Genomic DNA, 15,656 nt, shown 5'->3' on the forward strand with positions numbered 1-15,656 from the left:
CTATGTACATATTTCTATGAACACTCTTTGTTGCATTGAGTTTAAATTTTTTGATTATCTAAAGCAGTTAAACTGATTTAAATAATTGTCGAATAACTCAATACCTGTGAGTGTCCACACAGATTACTTGATAAATTGTTAAAGAGCGTACACGCTACATGATGTTGATTCATTTGTTCTTTCAAACGTTGAATCGATTCACGCCGTGTCAGTGGTTGCGCATTATAGGCACTTCAATATTTCCTGCAACCCCTTTAAAGACTTTTCTTTATAAAAGCGCATCAAGCGAACACTTTTCAGTCGAAACGGTGTTTTTATCGACTTCAAATGCTGTGCTGCAGGGGTTTTCTGCATATTTACTGACGTTTAGTGTGGTTTCCCCCACTTAATCCTGTACATAGATAGCTAATACCTTATTAGCATCTTACTAAACATGCGACTTTAGCGGCTTATCTAAACCAAACGCTAACTAAAGGCTGGCTAAGTAACCTGGCACTTGGGCAATGCTGTCTACTACTCTAGTCGCAAGTTCAATTCCAGCATCATCGACCGTTTTACCGCTGCGCACCAGAATTGATGTACCAACTCCTGCAGCAATGGCGGCGCGCATATCATCGGCCTTGTCACCTACCATCACAGACTGACTTAAATCGATATTTAAAAACTGCGCGGCATCTATCAGCATACCTGGCTTAGGTTTTCTGCAATCACAATCTTGCTTATACTCGCCTATGCCTTTTTCATTGTGATGGGGACAATAATAGATCCCATCAAGCTCAACGCCTTTGTCGGCAAAGTTCCAATCCATCCACTCAGTTAATGAATGAAAATCGTCTTCACTGTACATGCCCCGAGCAATACCCGATTGATTGGTTACTACTACTAATAGGTAGCCCATTTTCTTTAATGCAAGGCAAGCGTCAAACACGCCTTCTATATACTCAAAATCATCGACAAGGTGAACATACCCAGTGTCTTTATTGATAACTCCATCTCTATCTAAAAATACGGCCTTTCTCACAGTCATTCACTCCTATCATTTTTCTGTGTAGATTATCCCACCCTCTTAAGCAGGGAGCCACACAAACCTTGGCCTGCTAGCCGATAAATATTTTTACTTTGATAAAATTCAGACTAAAGAGTAATCTTGCTCGGCACTTTTAGCTGTCGCTTCTGGGGTTATCAGCGCTGAACGTATTATCGGTGCACAGCTTTACTGACTTTATTCACCGTGTTTTTACTTTGGTTGCCCATGAATTTATCTTCGCCTGTTGTCCATAAAACTCGTAGCCAAGTGGTATTGCACACACTGAGGGAGTGGATCTTATCAGGGCAGATTAAAGGTGGCCAAGCTATTCGCCAGTCTTATATTGCTGAGCAGCTCAATGTGAGCCGCATTCCAGTACGTGAGGCGCTGGTGCAATTGGATACTGAAGGGTTAGTCAATTTTGAACCCCATAAAGGTGCCACCGCGACCTTGCTATCAGTGATCCAGGTGACCGAGCTTTTTGAGCTCAGGGCCATGATTGAAGCCGATTTACTTGCAAAAGCAATTCCGAATCTGCAAGATGAGGACCTAGACAAGGCAGAGCAAGTATTAACGCAATTGGAATTGGCTTTTAAGCTTGAAAGTTCCGTCGCAACGTGGAGCGAGCTTAACATGCAGTTCCATACTTGCTTATATCAAGCAGCAGGCCGTGCCCATACTCTTGATATTGTCAAAGGACTCAATACTCATAGCGATCGTTATATCAGATTACAACTGCTACACACGGGTGGCATTCCCACTGCCGAGAGAGAGCATAGAGCCCTACTCGATTTTTGTAAGAATAAAGATGTTGCTGGCGCCAGCGAGTTATTACGCCAACATATTCTAGGTGCTTTGGCCGCAATAAAAGTCTTGGTTGAGAAGCAATTGAGTTAATACCCTTGTAGCCGCTCAAGCAGTTAACTGCAGCGCTCAACCATTTCATTCTTCTATTATATTTACCGTTTTATTTTGAGAGAACATACAATGCAGTACGCTCATATCACAGGTTGGGGAAAATGTGTCCCACCGGCTACACTCACCAACGAAGACCTTGCTACGTTCATGGAAACCTCTGATGAGTGGATTAAATCACGCACAGGTATTAGCGAGCGTCACATTAGCCATGTGAACACCTCTGAAATGGCCAGCGTTGCCGCTCAGCACGCACTCGCGGCAGCAGGCATAGATGGCAGTGAACTTGACTTAATTATTTTAGCTTCAGCAAGCCCTGACACCTTAATTCCTAACATAGCATCAGCGGTACAGGTTAGCATTGGCGCCACTTGCGGAGCCTTCGATATCAACGCCGCTTGCAGTGGTTTTTTATATGGTCTTGGTCTTGCTAGTTCATTGATTAAAAGCGGTCAAAATCAGAAAATTTTAGTGATCGGCGCTGAGCGTCTGTCATTTTATTTAGATTGGTCACGTCGTGATACAGCAGTGTTATTCGGCGATGGCGCCGGCGCAGTCATTCTTGAAGCCAGCGCTGAAGAAGGCGGCGTGCTCGGTTATGAGCTCAATAACGACCCTGAAGGCCGCGATATTTTAAAATCACAGTTTGGCAGTCAAATGGACAGGTTCGATGCCAGCTCACTGGATTTTTTTATTCAGTTTAACGGCCAAGAAATCTTCAAACGTGCCATCAATGGCATGGGCAGCTTAAGTGCCAAAGTATTAGATAAGTGCCAGTTGGATAAAGACGATATTGATTTTGTTATCCCGCATCAAGCCAATGAGCGCATTATCGACACCTTAGTTAGCCGGATGAAAATTCCTAAAGAGAAAGCCTTTGTGAACATTGCCAAATACGGTAATACCTCGGCGGCCACGATTCCAATCGCTATTTGTGACGCCCTAGAGCAAGGTTTGATTAAACCGCAGCAGAAAATTCTATCTTGCGCTTTCGGTGCTGGATTAACCTCTGCAGCAGCGGTATTCCAGTGGGGCGATAGAGTGACGCCTATCAACCTCAGCGATGCGCAATTACCTCCTTGTGACAAGACGGCATTAGAGCTTATCAAACCTGCGGTGGATTACTTCTTAAAGCCTGATGTAAACGTTTAATATTCATTGCGATAAACGCGCTAACGCCAGCACTAACATTACCCTTAGCATTGGTGTTAGTGCTGGCTTTTTTTTGCTCTAATTACGTCATTTCTTAACTATAAAACCCATAGCCGCTATGCAAACTGCAGTAATTGCCACGGGCTGAGTTTATCTTTACCCGCTATCGCCGCCATTTGTGCCACGAGTAATTCAGCGCAGGCCAGTGCATCTATTTGTGCGCTGTGCGCTGCATAAGTGGGCAATCCATGGCGTTTACGGCAAGCATCTAGTCGCAGGCAATCTTGTTTCAGCACGCTATGTTGAGATAACCAACGCCGCTTAGCGATAGCCAAGGTATCAATAAAAGGCAGCGGACAGGGGCTCTGATAAAGCCGCTCAAATTGGACCTGAATAAAACCTAGATCCAGCGGTGCATTGTGGGCCACCAGTATATGGCCACGGCTTTCAGTGATAAACCATGCCATAGCCTCATCCAACGCCATGCCTTTAGCCAAAGCACTGTCGCTTAACCCATGAAAAGTGGCACTGTTGCCTACTCCGCCATTAATCGCCACTGTGCGGTGCTGCGCCTTAGCTAACGGAATCTCAGCGCCATAAATCGGCACTAGCCCAATACTGACGATTTGCTCTGTATTAGGGTCAAGCCCTGTGGTTTCTAAATCGATGGCCATTAACGGCAGCTCACGCAGGCATAACTGTAATTGGCTTTGCTTTGCTCCCTGTTGATCAGATGGCTTCAGGGTTAAAGCTAACGCCGCCTGTTGATAATCCAGCAAAATGGGATGACTTGGCTTTGGGGCCAATACACACTGCAGTTTAAATTTAAGGGCGCTTAGCATCAGAGGCTTCGCATAAATTTAAGTTTAACCCCAGACTGCGCCTCATGAACCACTTTGAAGGCATCTCGTAATTGGTGACGCAATAATGATGAAATTTGCTGCGGCTTCAAATAATTAGTGATTTCATGGCCATCACTGACCTGTGCCCCTTGATTAGCTAAGCGCATATGCGCAATAAATTCATGGGCATCCCCAAGATTTAACGCATCACTTCTTACTAATACTTTACTGTCCATCAAAGCGCGGATCCGCTTGGCGGTATTGACCTCTTTTAAGCCGACACTTAAGGCATACACCCGCGCGATATCATTAATCAGTGCACTGCCCTTGTGTTTAAGATCCATGCCTTTGACTTCACTGCCATCACGTTCAAGGACAAATTTTCTAAAAAAACCCAGTGGTGGCGACTCTGTTAGGGCATTCGCAGCCATGCCTGCCAAGAAAATATCATTGCCTTGAGTTTCTGCCAGTACAGTATCTTGCAGGGCATCAAATAGACTCCCTGGGCCAAAAACGGCGCGCATATCAAAGAAAATACTCGCGTGCATCAAAGCTTTAGGCTCTGGGGTATTCACCCATCCAGAAAAACGCTGTTGCCACTTTTTAAGCGACATTCGCCACGTGGGATTTTGCGCCATGATCCCGCCGGGGCAATAAACATAACCACAGGCATCAAGGCCCTTGCATACCCCATGACTCAACTTGTCAAAATAAGCGGCGGCGAATTCATCGGGTTCTTCCGCAAGTAGCAGGCCGTTGTCTTGATCTGAACAGCCGCCTTGATCTTGCCGGCCCTGTGAGCCAAACGCCAACCAGCAAAATGCCATTGGAGCTTCACCCAGCAAGCGTTGATTTAAGATAATAAGTCGCCGAGTAAGTGCATCCGTCATTGAGGTGAGCACTCGGCCAATTTCTTGGGCTCTTGCATCGGCGCTTATCAAGTTTTGCAATAACAATGGGATGTGTTTACTAACGCGAATTAATGCATCGATATCATTTTGGCGCTCAATCTCACCAATAAGCAGTAACGGCTGTGAGCCTTGGGAGCGCAAAATATCGGTACTGGTGACCATACCAACGGCAACACCAGCATCCACCACTGGCAAGTGATGAATATTGTGCTCACTCATGGCAAGCATGGCTTCAAAGATTAAGGTGCTGGGCTCTGCTGTCACAGGTTGCAGGGTCATCACTTGCTGTACTTGCGTGTCACCGCTGCGGTTATCGGCCACCACTCGGTTTCTCAAATCACGATCCGTTAATATCCCTATTAATCGTTGCTGTTCTAGCACCAATACCGAAGATACGCGGGCATCACGCATCACTTTTGCCGCTGCACACACACTTGAGCCAGAAGGGATACTGATGGGCCGTTTGGACATAATGCTGTGAATTTGGCTTGTGGTGATAAGCTCTTTGGCCTTAAAGCGGCCTTGATCTCGAAGGCGCTTGGCAAAAGCGCGGTTAAAGAAACGCTCAACATTGGGTTCTTGTGCCTTAAGACTTAAAAATAAGCTTTGGGGCAGATGATAGACCAAACTGTCTTCTAAAATCGCGACCTTATTGACCACCTCCTCCCCTGAGAGCAAGGTCGAAAAGCCAAAAAACTCCCCTTCTGCTACCCTGTCCACCAGCACCCCATCGGGATCGCGCACTTCAAACGCGCCGCTGCGAACTAAATAGAGTTTAGGAGCGATGGGATCAAAATTCACAAAACCCATGGCTTTAGTGTAATAGCCGATCGTCAGCTGGCGGGCACATTGAGCTATGGTGTCGGCGGACAATGCATTAAAAGGCGCTATTGAGCTGAGAAAGTCTTCAATGGGTTGTAACTCACTGGCATCCATAACATCCCCCTTAATCCCGCGCGGCTCTTATTCAAGTTTGATACTATCATCGCACAAGCCTTACTTTACTATCAGTGACTATAACGCGGCGTTTAGGTCATTGACTATAAGACTAAAGCCTATGCATCTATGATGGTAGTTAACGACACTCACGTTAGACAGAAAAGCGTGAAACATAAAAAAGGACGCCGAAGCGTCCTAATATTCATAATTAAAGCTGTGATTGCATAAATAAGTAACTAATTAACTAAGGATATTAATGGCTATTGCCGTAGTTAATGATCTTGCGCATTACCTGAACCTTTAGGGAAACGAATAGACTCCACCATGGCAACCACATCCTCAGGGACAGCTTTAGTGATCTTACTGACCAGAAAGGCCACTGCAAAATTAACCATCATGCCAACCATACCTATACCTTCTGGCGAAATGCCCATAAACCAATTATCTGCGGTGTTGGCCTCTACATTGATAAATTTGAAATACACTATATAACCTGCTGTAAACAATAAACCACTCAACATGCCTAACACAGCACCTTCCTTATTAACCGTTTTAGAGAAAATACCCATGATGATTGCAGGAAACAAAGAAGCTGCCGCTAATCCAAAGGCTATTGCAACCACTGCCGCCACAAAGCCCGGTGGATTAATGCCAAAGTAGCCTGCCATTACAATACCCAGCGCCGCTGCAATGCGAGCATAAAGCAGCTCTTTTTGATCTGAGATATCTGGCATCAAGTTTTTCTTAAGTAAGTCATGGGAGACTGATGTTGAAATCACCAGCAAAAGACCCGCAGAGGTTGACAGAGCTGCAGCTAAGCCACCCGCGGCCACAAGGGCTATCACCCAAGCCGGTAAGTCTGCGATTTCAGGCGTTGCCAACACCATGATATCTCTATCGATATCCATCTCATTGCGGTCACCGTTGGCGTAATAAATATTGCCGTCAGCATTTTTATCATCCCATGTGATTAGGCCGGTTTTCTCCCAGTTTTTGATCCATTGCGGCGCAGTTTCATAGGCAACCCCAGTCGACTCTGGACCATTAATGGTTTCTATCATATTCACCCGAGAGAATGCTGCTAATGCAGGGATTGTGGTGTACATAATGGCGATAAAGACCAAAGCCCAACCCGCTGAAATACGTGAATCCTTTACCTTAGGCACAGTGAAGAAACGCACGATGACATGAGGTAAACCCGCAGTACCAAACATTAAGGCGCCCGTGATGAAGAACACGTCAATCATGGATTTTGAGCCTTCAGTATATTGGGAGAAGCCTAATTCTGCTGATAGCCCATCGAGCTTATCCAGTAAATAGACGCCTGTGCCATTACCAGCTGCATCCACAAGTTCAGCACCAAAGCCAATTTGCGGTAAAATATGCCCTGTCATCATTACAGAGATAAAAATCGCTGGCACCATAAAAGCAAAAATCAGTACGCAATACTGGGCAACCTGAGTATAGGTAATACCTTTCATGCCACCAAGCACAGCGTAGAAGAACACCACCGCCATGCCTATATAGACACCGGTATCAATGTCCACCTCAAGGAAGCGTGAAAATACCACCCCGACGCCGCGCATCTGTCCAGCAATGTAAGTAAAACAAATGAAAATAGCGCAAATGACCGCCACAGTGCGAGCAACTTGAGAATAATATCTGTCACCAATAAAATCAGGCACAGTGAATTTGCCAAATTTGCGCAAATAAGGCGCCATACACAGGGCCAGCAGTACATAGCCACCGGTCCATCCCATCAAGTAGACAGAACCATCGTAACCGGTGAATGACACTATGCCCGCTAATGAAATAAACGATGCCGCCGACATCCAGTCCGCCGCGGTGGCCATACCATTCATCACTGGGTGCACGCCGCCACCAGCAACATAGAATTCTTTAGTGGAACCTGCTCGCGCCCAAATCGCAATGCCGATATAGAGGGTAAACGTCGCGCCAACAATCAAATACGTTAATGTTTGAACATCCATTTTAGTTCTCCTTAGCCATTAGTCTTCATGGACGTTATATTTCTTATCTAGGGCATTAACCAAAGCCACATAGACAAAAATCAATGCCACAAACACATACATGGCCCCTTGCTGAGCAAACCAAAACCCCAACTTAAAGCCCATAAAATGGAACTCGTTCAATACATCAACCAAAAGAATACCGCAGCCAAATGACACCGCAGCCCAAATCGTCAGCAAGCCCAACACTAAGCGTAAATTCTCACGCCAATAGCCCGCAGCTTTATCATTGTTTTCAAAACCCATAGCGACTCCCCTGTGTGATTGTTATTAAAGTCAGTTTTAATCTAACAATTCACACTGTGATAACAATCACGACCTTAGTCTAATGGGATTGGCAACATTATTCAGGATGATAGGAAAGTAAATTTAATCATTTAAAAACAATAAGTTAAAACAGCCCGCTAAGTAGGCAATTAAAATAACCACTATCACGCCTTAGACCAAAGTCGAGTCAACCTCAGCGCCTGCAAGCCGATTAACAACTCAGAAATATTATTCTGCACAGTTGAATTGTTGGTTTTTTATGCGTTAGTCTGTCCATCGGCTATCTTGGCTTGTGATAGTGCTGTAACAAGGTTAGTCTTTTGTTATTACGATTGAAAAATGGCGATCTCATTGTTGAACTTATCCCACGCTATGTCTCGATTCACCACCATAAATAGTTACCACCTTGGATTTTCAGTACTCCTTGGCGTTATAGGTTTTCTTATTAACCTCTACCCCATTCCTTTGTTTGCCAATGTAGAGCTGGTGCTAGGCAATACTGTAATGGTGATTGTCGCTGTGCTGCTCGGCCCTTGGTATGCGCTACTCAGTGCCACAATTGCTGTCACAGGTTTGATGCTAGTTTGGGATAGTCCCCACGTTTATCTGCTGTTTACCCTTGAAGCGATATTTCTTGGCTTAGCAAGGCGCAGAGATATTTACGCTCTTTACGCTAGTGGAGTTTATTGGTTACTAATGGGCGCACCACTATTATACCTCTATGCCCAGACCTTCTTAGATGTCCCCCCTGAGCACATGCCGTTTGCTATTATCAAGCAAGTCATCAATGGATTAATTTGCACAAGTTTGGCCTCTATTATCATTATTTTGACCCCTTGGCTGTGGAACTTTAAAGGTAAAATTGTCGATAAGCGCCGCAGAGCGTTCAGCTCTCAGCTCACCTATTGCGTCACCTTATTGATCACCTTGTGCTTGCTTAGTTCTTCACTCATTTACAACTACGTATCTTTAGAAAAACAGCAGATATTGATCAGTGAAAGTTTAGAAGAAACTGCTGAACACATAGCCACAGCAACCGAGAAGTACCTTAACAATCATTTAAAGGTCGTGGCTAATGCCGCCCATCTATTGAGTATTTCCCAAACTAAATCACAAGACTGGCAAACTTGGCTTAAGAGTATTCATCAAAACTACCCAAGCTTTGCCACCATGATCATTGCCGATTTAAACGCCCTGGTGGTGGCCGCAAGTCCAGATGTGTTATTTACCGAGCTGAGTAAAGATAAGCAGTTGGCTTCAATTAAAGACAGGGAGTACTTTACTCAGGCATTTGTACAACAGAAAAATTACCTATCCCCAGCCTTTATCGGTCGTGGTTACGGTCGTGACCCCATAGTGGCTATCAGTGCTCCTTTTTATGCCAATGGCGACATGAGCACTGAAAAAAAGCCCATAGGTATTATTGAAGGCTCACTGGATCTGAGGAACTTTAATAGTCTAGAAAGTCATAACAGCCATAGACTAATGCAAGGCTTAGTGATCATAGACAGCAATAATAAGGTGGTATATTCCTCCAAAGAGCTAGCTTTGCCTATCATGAGTGATTTTAGTTACAGTGATGGCACTGGGCTATATAACACCCGTTTAAACCTTATCAACCTCCATAACTTGTACCCTTTTGTTCCTGAATATATTCATGCGAAACGCACCCTTAGCAATAACTGGCAAGTCTTTATCCTTGATCCTTTCTCTCCCCTACTCAGTGTTGCTCGAGAACAGCTCTTCAATAGTTTTTTAGTGTTACTCATCTCCTTGGTTGCAACCTTTTTTATCTCACGAAAAATCAGCCAATTGCTCACTGAACCTTTAAAAATTATTGCGGAAGAATTCAACCCATTACGAGATAACAAGGTGCAACTGCAATTACTCGATGATGCGACCTCACGAGAAGTGTACAGCTTGCATCAACGTCTAATTAAAAGTAAACGTAAGCTTATTACTCATCAGCTTGAGCTTGAAGAAACAGTCGCCCTGCGCACTCAAGAATTAGAGGCCGCTAATGAGCGGCTTCAAGTGCTGGTAGATAAAGATCCGCTAACTGGCATGTATAATCGTCGTTACGCTGAAAATAAATTTGCCGAGCTCAGAGAATTTTGCCATCGCAGCGGCCAAGCCATGACGATCGCTATTTTAGATTTAGACCACTTTAAGAAAATTAATGACACCTATGGCCACCAAGCTGGTGATGAGTGCTTAAAACAGGTCGCTCACTGCTTAAGTGAGTTCTTTACCCGCGATACCGATATCGTGGCCCGTTTTGGCGGTGAAGAGTTTATTTTAATTTTACCCATGAGTAATGCGCTGCATATTCAGCAGCACCTTAATGAATTTAGAGAAACGCTTGCGGCGACAATAATTCAATCCCCCCTAGATGAGCAAACCTTTCAAGTCTGTGCCAGCATTGGTGCTATCACAGCCAATGCAAATTGGAACAAAGACTTAGACCGTTGGTTAAAAGTCGCTGATGATAATTTGTATCAAGCCAAAGAGCAGGGCCGTAATCAAAGTGTGGTTAGCCTGATAAGTGATGAGCCCCGAACAGCAAAGCAGTAGACTTAGCCAAGATTTAGGTTACTTAACCGTGAAAAAATCATCCACCCGCTGCAACACATAAGGATAAAAAGGGTTCCACTTTTGTCTGAGCATATCAGAGGCTGACAAAGCGATAACGCCGCGCTCACCTGAATGAATATTACCACCGATATGGATTTTATCTTGCTTACCTGAAGGGCTACGCCCGTAAAGCTCATCAGATTCTGGATAAGGCAAAGCAATATGGGATAGCGAGTACACACCTTTAGGCCACTGCAGAGCTATCGATTCGATAAGAGGCTCAGTCTTGGACTTGAGAAGTGACTCTGCTGTACCTTGCCTCATGACCCTAGCTTGGATTTTATCCTGCGCATTAGGGTTATTTTCAATTAAGGTCAAAGTGAAATCAGCCTGGCTGCTATTCGGGACATTGCCTTGAGTAAACATCAGCTCATCCAATGGCAAGGCTAACCATTGTCGATATTGAGGGTTGCGGTTGACATCAAATAATACCAGCTCATGATGTGCTTGTGATGGCACGTCCTTCACAGGTATTTCAAATACTGCCATGTTAAGTGTCGGTTTACTTGGCTCAACCTGGCTTAGTCCCAGTTGTTGATACAACTCGGTTAGCACTTCTTGACTTGACACCGTATCATCCACCACAGATTGAAAGCTAAGTATGCTGCCCAACAGGCGTTTTTGGGTGGCGGTTAATTGATGCATTAACTGCTTGTTACGCTGGGACAACTGATACACTACATCTCCGGCATTAACAGCAAATGACTGATATTTAAATGGATCGTACTCAGTTTCTATGCTATTCCAGATTAACTTCTTCTGGCCTAATATCTGCCCAAGATAGGCTTGCCATTTAGCAAATGCCGCTATGGGTTTAAGGCCTATAGCTGGAGATAACATCACCATGGCTTGATAATCTGTCGTCTTATCTTGGTCGATATTCTCAAGCTCATGGTTTAATGCAAGCGCAGCCCCTGTTGAAAAACCAATGACATATAAAGGTTTACCCTTGAGTTGCAGCTTCATGTGTGCGGTGGCAAGGCTCACTGCACTGGCAAGATCTGGCCAAGTAATCGAGGTTAATCCCGATGGCAAGGTGCCGTGTCCTGGCAATCTTAAGCTTAAAACATGAGCCTTAGCGCTAAAGTGTTTAGCAAAATGCGACAAGGCATAAGGTGAGTCAGACATGCCATGAAGTAGCAATACACCAAACTCGGCATCTGGATGCTGCCATTCATAACTGCGATTCCAATTGTGATCAAAGCGAAGCGGTGAAGATGGGCTTTGATTATCATAACGATTAAAGTCGCTATGTTGCGGATTTGAGGCAAAATCTATCCTTTGAATTTGCGTATCAAGTTCACTAAAAAGACTTTGTTCTAACTGCAAATACTCAGAGAAATCTTTCAAGCCCAGTTGCTGATGATATTCATTCTTAAGCTCAAGCGTGTGCCAAGGCTTAAGTTCGGGTCTGTCGTTAAGGGTCCACACAGCCCCAAATAACGCCGCAGCTAAAATGCCTAGCAATCCATAACCTAAGGCAAATAAAAAATGTTTTGTCGAGCCTATTACTATCGCGCGCATGAGTTGCCTTGAGTCTATTGGATACCTGTATCACTAAATTTAAACAAAACGATAATTAACTGACATAACCATCTATTATGCGCTAAAGTTCTTCCTCAATGCCACTAACAACAGCCTTTGAGTTCACCGCCTTTATGACAGATGCGCCCCAATTAGATTCTCTGTATTTTGAAAGCCAATCCGGCCAAATAGAAGTGGCATTTTATTTACCTAACCCGCCAATACTGCCTAACGGCGTGTCTAGCTCTTGGCAAGTCAACACAGAGACAGCGATTGATGAATTAATCGCTATTAATGGTAACCATTGGCGCAAAATTTTTACCATAATGGCAAAACTTTGCCAAAGCCAATGCACAAGCACAAAAACGTGGCAAGGGCTTAGAAAAGCGCTGTTTGTTGCTGCCCCTGCAGATAATCCATCAACAAATGTACCGTCAACAAACGTACTATCAAGACGATTGCATTTTTTATCAGGCGCTCATGAGCCTTGGGACGATGTCGCGACCATTAAGCCGCGCTATCAGCTGGATCCCGAAGCCAAATGGCATATAGTCTGTGGCCTAGAAGCACAAACCAAACTCGGCATTATTGATATAGGCAGCCGCACCTTAGATAAGCAAGGCAAAGTCAGGTTGTTATCAATTAATGATAAGCTGATGCAAGGCCATAACAGGGTACTGCTAACGCCCTATCTTGATTATCGCCAGTTTCCCAACCTCTTGATTGAGCAAGTCCATACCCTATTGCATTCATGTGACGAATAACGGCATTCACTAGTGGTATTAGTTCACAGCATTAGTTAGCAACAATTAGTCATAAATGGTCGCAATAGGCTGACGCTTATGTTGAGTACGCTTATAGATAGCCACAAGTTTGTCCGAGACTGAGCTATCAACGGGCTTACCTTCTAAAAAGTCATCGATTTGATCGTAACTTAGCCCTAAAGCCACTTCGTCCTCGAGCTGAGGCTTATCTTCTTCCAGATCCGCCGTAGGCGCTTTAACAACCAGCACTTCTGGTGCCCCTAAAAACGCTGCTAACTGACGCACTTGCCGTTTATTCAAACCAAATAACGGTGCTAGATCGCAGGCTCCATCACCCCATTTAGTGTAAAAACCAGTGATATTTTCAGCGCTATGATCTGTGCCCACCACCAGCCCGCCCACAAGCCCTGCGATATCATACTGAGCTATCATGCGCATTCGCGCTTTGACATTGCCCTTAATAAAATCAGCTTTAGTGCTATCATGAGCCAAACCTGCCGCTTCAAGACCTGCAAGGGTGGCATTGTGCACCCCAACTACGCCATCGTGCACATTGACTGTGACTAATTTACTTGGCTGAATAAATTGGCAAGCAAGTTGCGCTTCATGCTCATCTTTTTGCACATGATAAGGCAGGCGCACCGCAATAAACTGGTAACTCGCTTCGCCTTGTTGCTGATTCAAGCTGTCCACGGCCAACTGGCATAGACGCCCGGCAAGGGATGAGTCTACTCCGCCACTAATGCCCAACACTAAAGTCTTGCTGTGGGCTGCTATTAATTTGGCTTTGATAAACGCGACTCTACGCTCAATCTCAAACTCAGGCTCTATGGCTGTGAGTACTTTCATTTCTCGTAAAATTTGCTGTTTCACGCCAATCTCCTTATACCAATCACATTAATTATGTGATCTATCAGAGCACCTCAAGCTTTTCAATTCAAGGCGCATTAATGCAGTAAGGGTTATTCCCTTTCAAACCTCATTCTTACACAGGAATGCAACGAAGAAGTGGAACGCTTGAGGTGCTCCCTAGGGTGGGTTTCAAAGGGGATTTCTCTGTGTTGAAGATTTTTGACATAGCACCACTATGCCTTCAAGCCTTCGCCTTGATTAATACCCTTTGAACTCCCGCTGAATCACCAGATAATTAATACGATTGGTATTAATTTAAGTCTCTGAGGCTATTCTATAAAATTTTGAGCAAAAAAAAACGATAATGAGCCGTCATTATTGTTTTTATTTCAATCAAGACACTTATTGGTATTTGCCTGTGATTATCTTTCCCAGTAAGACTCTTCTAAACTGTCTTCGCGCTCAGGCAGGCCGCGGGATAAACGTGGGCTGTGTTGAGCTAACACTTCATAGGCGACGCGGTTAGCGTATTTGCATACCTGAGAAAATGATGAGTAACACAGGCCATCACGCTTATGTTTGCTAGAACCTGGTACATTGGCCTTATGAAAGGTATTGGCCGATAAATCGTGCAGCAGCGCCGATAATGCGCCATCACCGGCACCATTGGTGTTACGAATAAGCTCAGGGCCGCCCATGTAAGGTGAAATGTGGGCATACACCTTGATGGGGGTTTCACAATCTATTTTCAATTTAGGGCGCGAGAACTCAAAACGATTAAATTCAGGAATGGCGCCAGGTAGCAGCGTGTGGCTGGTTTCACGTTTCTCTTCATCTTCAGTGTAGCCTGCGGTATAAAGCCCGATAGCACCGGCTGTCGTGAGCACCATATCACACCACTCAAGAGCGGCTTCACTGGCAAGCAGAGGATCTTTAAAGCCGGTTAATGCTTCGCCTTCATCTTCGTTCATCGCCAAAATGGTCACATGTTCGTTGATGAAGTTTTGCCACCAGTTAGGATCTTCTTGAATTAAAAAGCGGGTGCCTAAGGTTAATACCACAGGTACTTCAGCTTCTTTAGCATATTCAATTGCTTGCATTGCAGCAGAAGTAATACCGTCACCATCACTAGCACGCATTAAATAGGCTGTAAGCACTAACGCAGAGCTGCCTTGCACTACGCCTTTGTCTATATATTCTGGAGTCAGTTTATCCATCGAGCCTTTACTGATAGCAAAGGTGCGCTCGCCGCAATCTGAAATCAAAGTAAAACAGCGACCAATTGGGCCGTCCACAGGTTGCAGATAGTTAAGGTCGACTTTAGATGAGGTGTTGCACAAATAACGGTAAGCGTAACTGCCCACCATCACATTGCGACTCATGACCCCAAACAGTACAGAGCGGTCATCGGCCAAAATAGAGTAGTTGTGTACCGTGTTACCGATAGTGCCACCAGCAAACTCATCGCTTATCATCTCATTAGATTTAAGCTCATTGTATAAATTGTGAGCTTGCTCGTCGTTAATCAAGGTGGAGTTACCTTTAGGCAATCCATAACGGGTAAGCAACTCATCTTCAACTTTAGCTTCAATATCCACCAAAGTCTGATCGATACCACAAACATAAGTTGAGAATGGCTGAGGTTGCTGAGTCAACTGGGCTAATAAAGGATCGCGACTATTTACAGGAAAATAATGCTTAGACTTACGCTGACCGGGAAACTTCATTTTGGGCTCTCTTAGGTTGGCGTCCGTGCAACTTAGCTGGAGTGATTAACAATCAAATATAGCAAGAAAACT

Annotated in this window: 12 protein-coding genes; 4 read left to right on the top strand and 8 right to left on the bottom strand. The window is 44.6% G+C overall.

The genetic code is table 11. The features are described from left to right. Nucleotides 1-469: 469 nt before the first annotated feature. Complete coding sequence (gene gmhB / locus H5073_RS01470; RefSeq protein WP_182676353.1) at nt 470-1,027, bottom strand: D-glycero-beta-D-manno-heptose 1,7-bisphosphate 7-phosphatase; 558 nt, start codon at nt 1,025-1,027, stop codon at nt 470-472. 225 nt (nt 1,028-1,252) lie between these two features. Between gmhB and H5073_RS01475 the strand changes: the two genes are divergently transcribed. Together H5073_RS01475 and H5073_RS01480 are read left to right on the top strand one after the other, a co-directional pair. Further along, a complete protein-coding gene (locus H5073_RS01475; RefSeq protein ID WP_182676354.1) occupies nt 1,253-1,924 on the top strand; it encodes a GntR family transcriptional regulator in 672 nt (223 codons plus the stop codon). A gap of 90 nt (nt 1,925-2,014) precedes the next feature. Beyond that, the gene (locus tag H5073_RS01480) at nt 2,015-3,094 is read left to right on the top strand and encodes a ketoacyl-ACP synthase III (protein ID WP_182676355.1); all 1,080 of its coding nucleotides are present in this window, start codon (nt 2,015-2,017) and stop codon (nt 3,092-3,094) included. Between the two features lie 116 nt (nt 3,095-3,210). Here the strand turns inward: H5073_RS01480 and H5073_RS01485 are convergent, their stop codons facing one another. The 4 genes from H5073_RS01485 to H5073_RS01500 all read right to left on the bottom strand — a co-directional run bounded on the left by H5073_RS01485 (nt 3,211) and on the right by H5073_RS01500 (nt 8,062). Further along, nucleotides 3,211-3,900, bottom strand: a complete 690-nt coding sequence (locus tag H5073_RS01485; protein ID WP_259394780.1) for a 3'-5' exonuclease — start codon at nt 3,898-3,900, stop codon at nt 3,211-3,213. Nucleotides 3,901-3,935: 35 nt separating this feature from the next. Further along, entirely contained in the window at nt 3,936-5,783 is a 1,848-nt protein-coding gene (locus H5073_RS01490; RefSeq protein WP_182676357.1) for a DUF294 nucleotidyltransferase-like domain-containing protein, read from the bottom strand. Between the two features lie 275 nt (nt 5,784-6,058). Further along, nucleotides 6,059-7,777 carry a sodium:solute symporter family protein gene (locus H5073_RS01495; RefSeq protein WP_182676358.1) on the bottom strand — a complete coding sequence of 573 codons (1,719 nt, stop codon included), beginning with the start codon at nt 7,775-7,777 and terminating at the stop codon, nt 6,059-6,061. A gap of 18 nt (nt 7,778-7,795) precedes the next feature. Beyond that, on the bottom strand, nt 7,796-8,062 hold the full coding sequence (locus H5073_RS01500) for a DUF4212 domain-containing protein (RefSeq protein WP_182676359.1): 267 nt from the start codon (nt 8,060-8,062) through the stop codon (nt 7,796-7,798). A 360-nt stretch (nt 8,063-8,422) separates the two neighbouring features. Here H5073_RS01500 and H5073_RS01505 point away from each other — a divergent pair, with 360 nt between their 5' ends. Then, the gene (locus H5073_RS01505) at nt 8,423-10,657 is read left to right on the top strand and encodes a diguanylate cyclase (RefSeq protein WP_259394781.1); all 2,235 of its coding nucleotides are present in this window, start codon (nt 8,423-8,425) and stop codon (nt 10,655-10,657) included. Between the two features lie 18 nt (nt 10,658-10,675). Here the strand turns inward: H5073_RS01505 and H5073_RS01510 are convergent, their stop codons facing one another. Then, complete coding sequence (locus H5073_RS01510) at nt 10,676-12,241, bottom strand: carboxylesterase (RefSeq protein ID WP_182676360.1); 1,566 nt, start codon at nt 12,239-12,241, stop codon at nt 10,676-10,678. Between the two features lie 98 nt (nt 12,242-12,339). On the opposite strand from H5073_RS01510, the gene H5073_RS01515 reads away from it, so the two are divergent. After that, nucleotides 12,340-13,005: a DUF6942 family protein gene (locus H5073_RS01515; RefSeq protein ID WP_259394782.1), complete on the top strand. Its 666-nt coding sequence runs from the start codon at nt 12,340-12,342 to the stop codon at nt 13,003-13,005. Between the two features lie 45 nt (nt 13,006-13,050). Here the strand turns inward: H5073_RS01515 and nadE are convergent, their stop codons facing one another. Continuing rightward, entirely contained in the window at nt 13,051-13,878 is an 828-nt protein-coding gene (gene nadE, locus H5073_RS01520) for an ammonia-dependent NAD(+) synthetase (protein WP_182676361.1), read from the bottom strand. A 401-nt stretch (nt 13,879-14,279) separates the two neighbouring features. Then, the gene (locus H5073_RS01525) at nt 14,280-15,584 is read right to left on the bottom strand and encodes an inosine/guanosine kinase (protein ID WP_182676362.1); all 1,305 of its coding nucleotides are present in this window, start codon (nt 15,582-15,584) and stop codon (nt 14,280-14,282) included. Nucleotides 15,585-15,656: the final 72 nt, after the last annotated feature.

This window comes from Shewanella sp. SR44-3, from assembly GCF_014163735.1.
Taxonomy (GTDB): Bacteria; Pseudomonadota; Gammaproteobacteria; order Enterobacterales; family Shewanellaceae; genus Shewanella.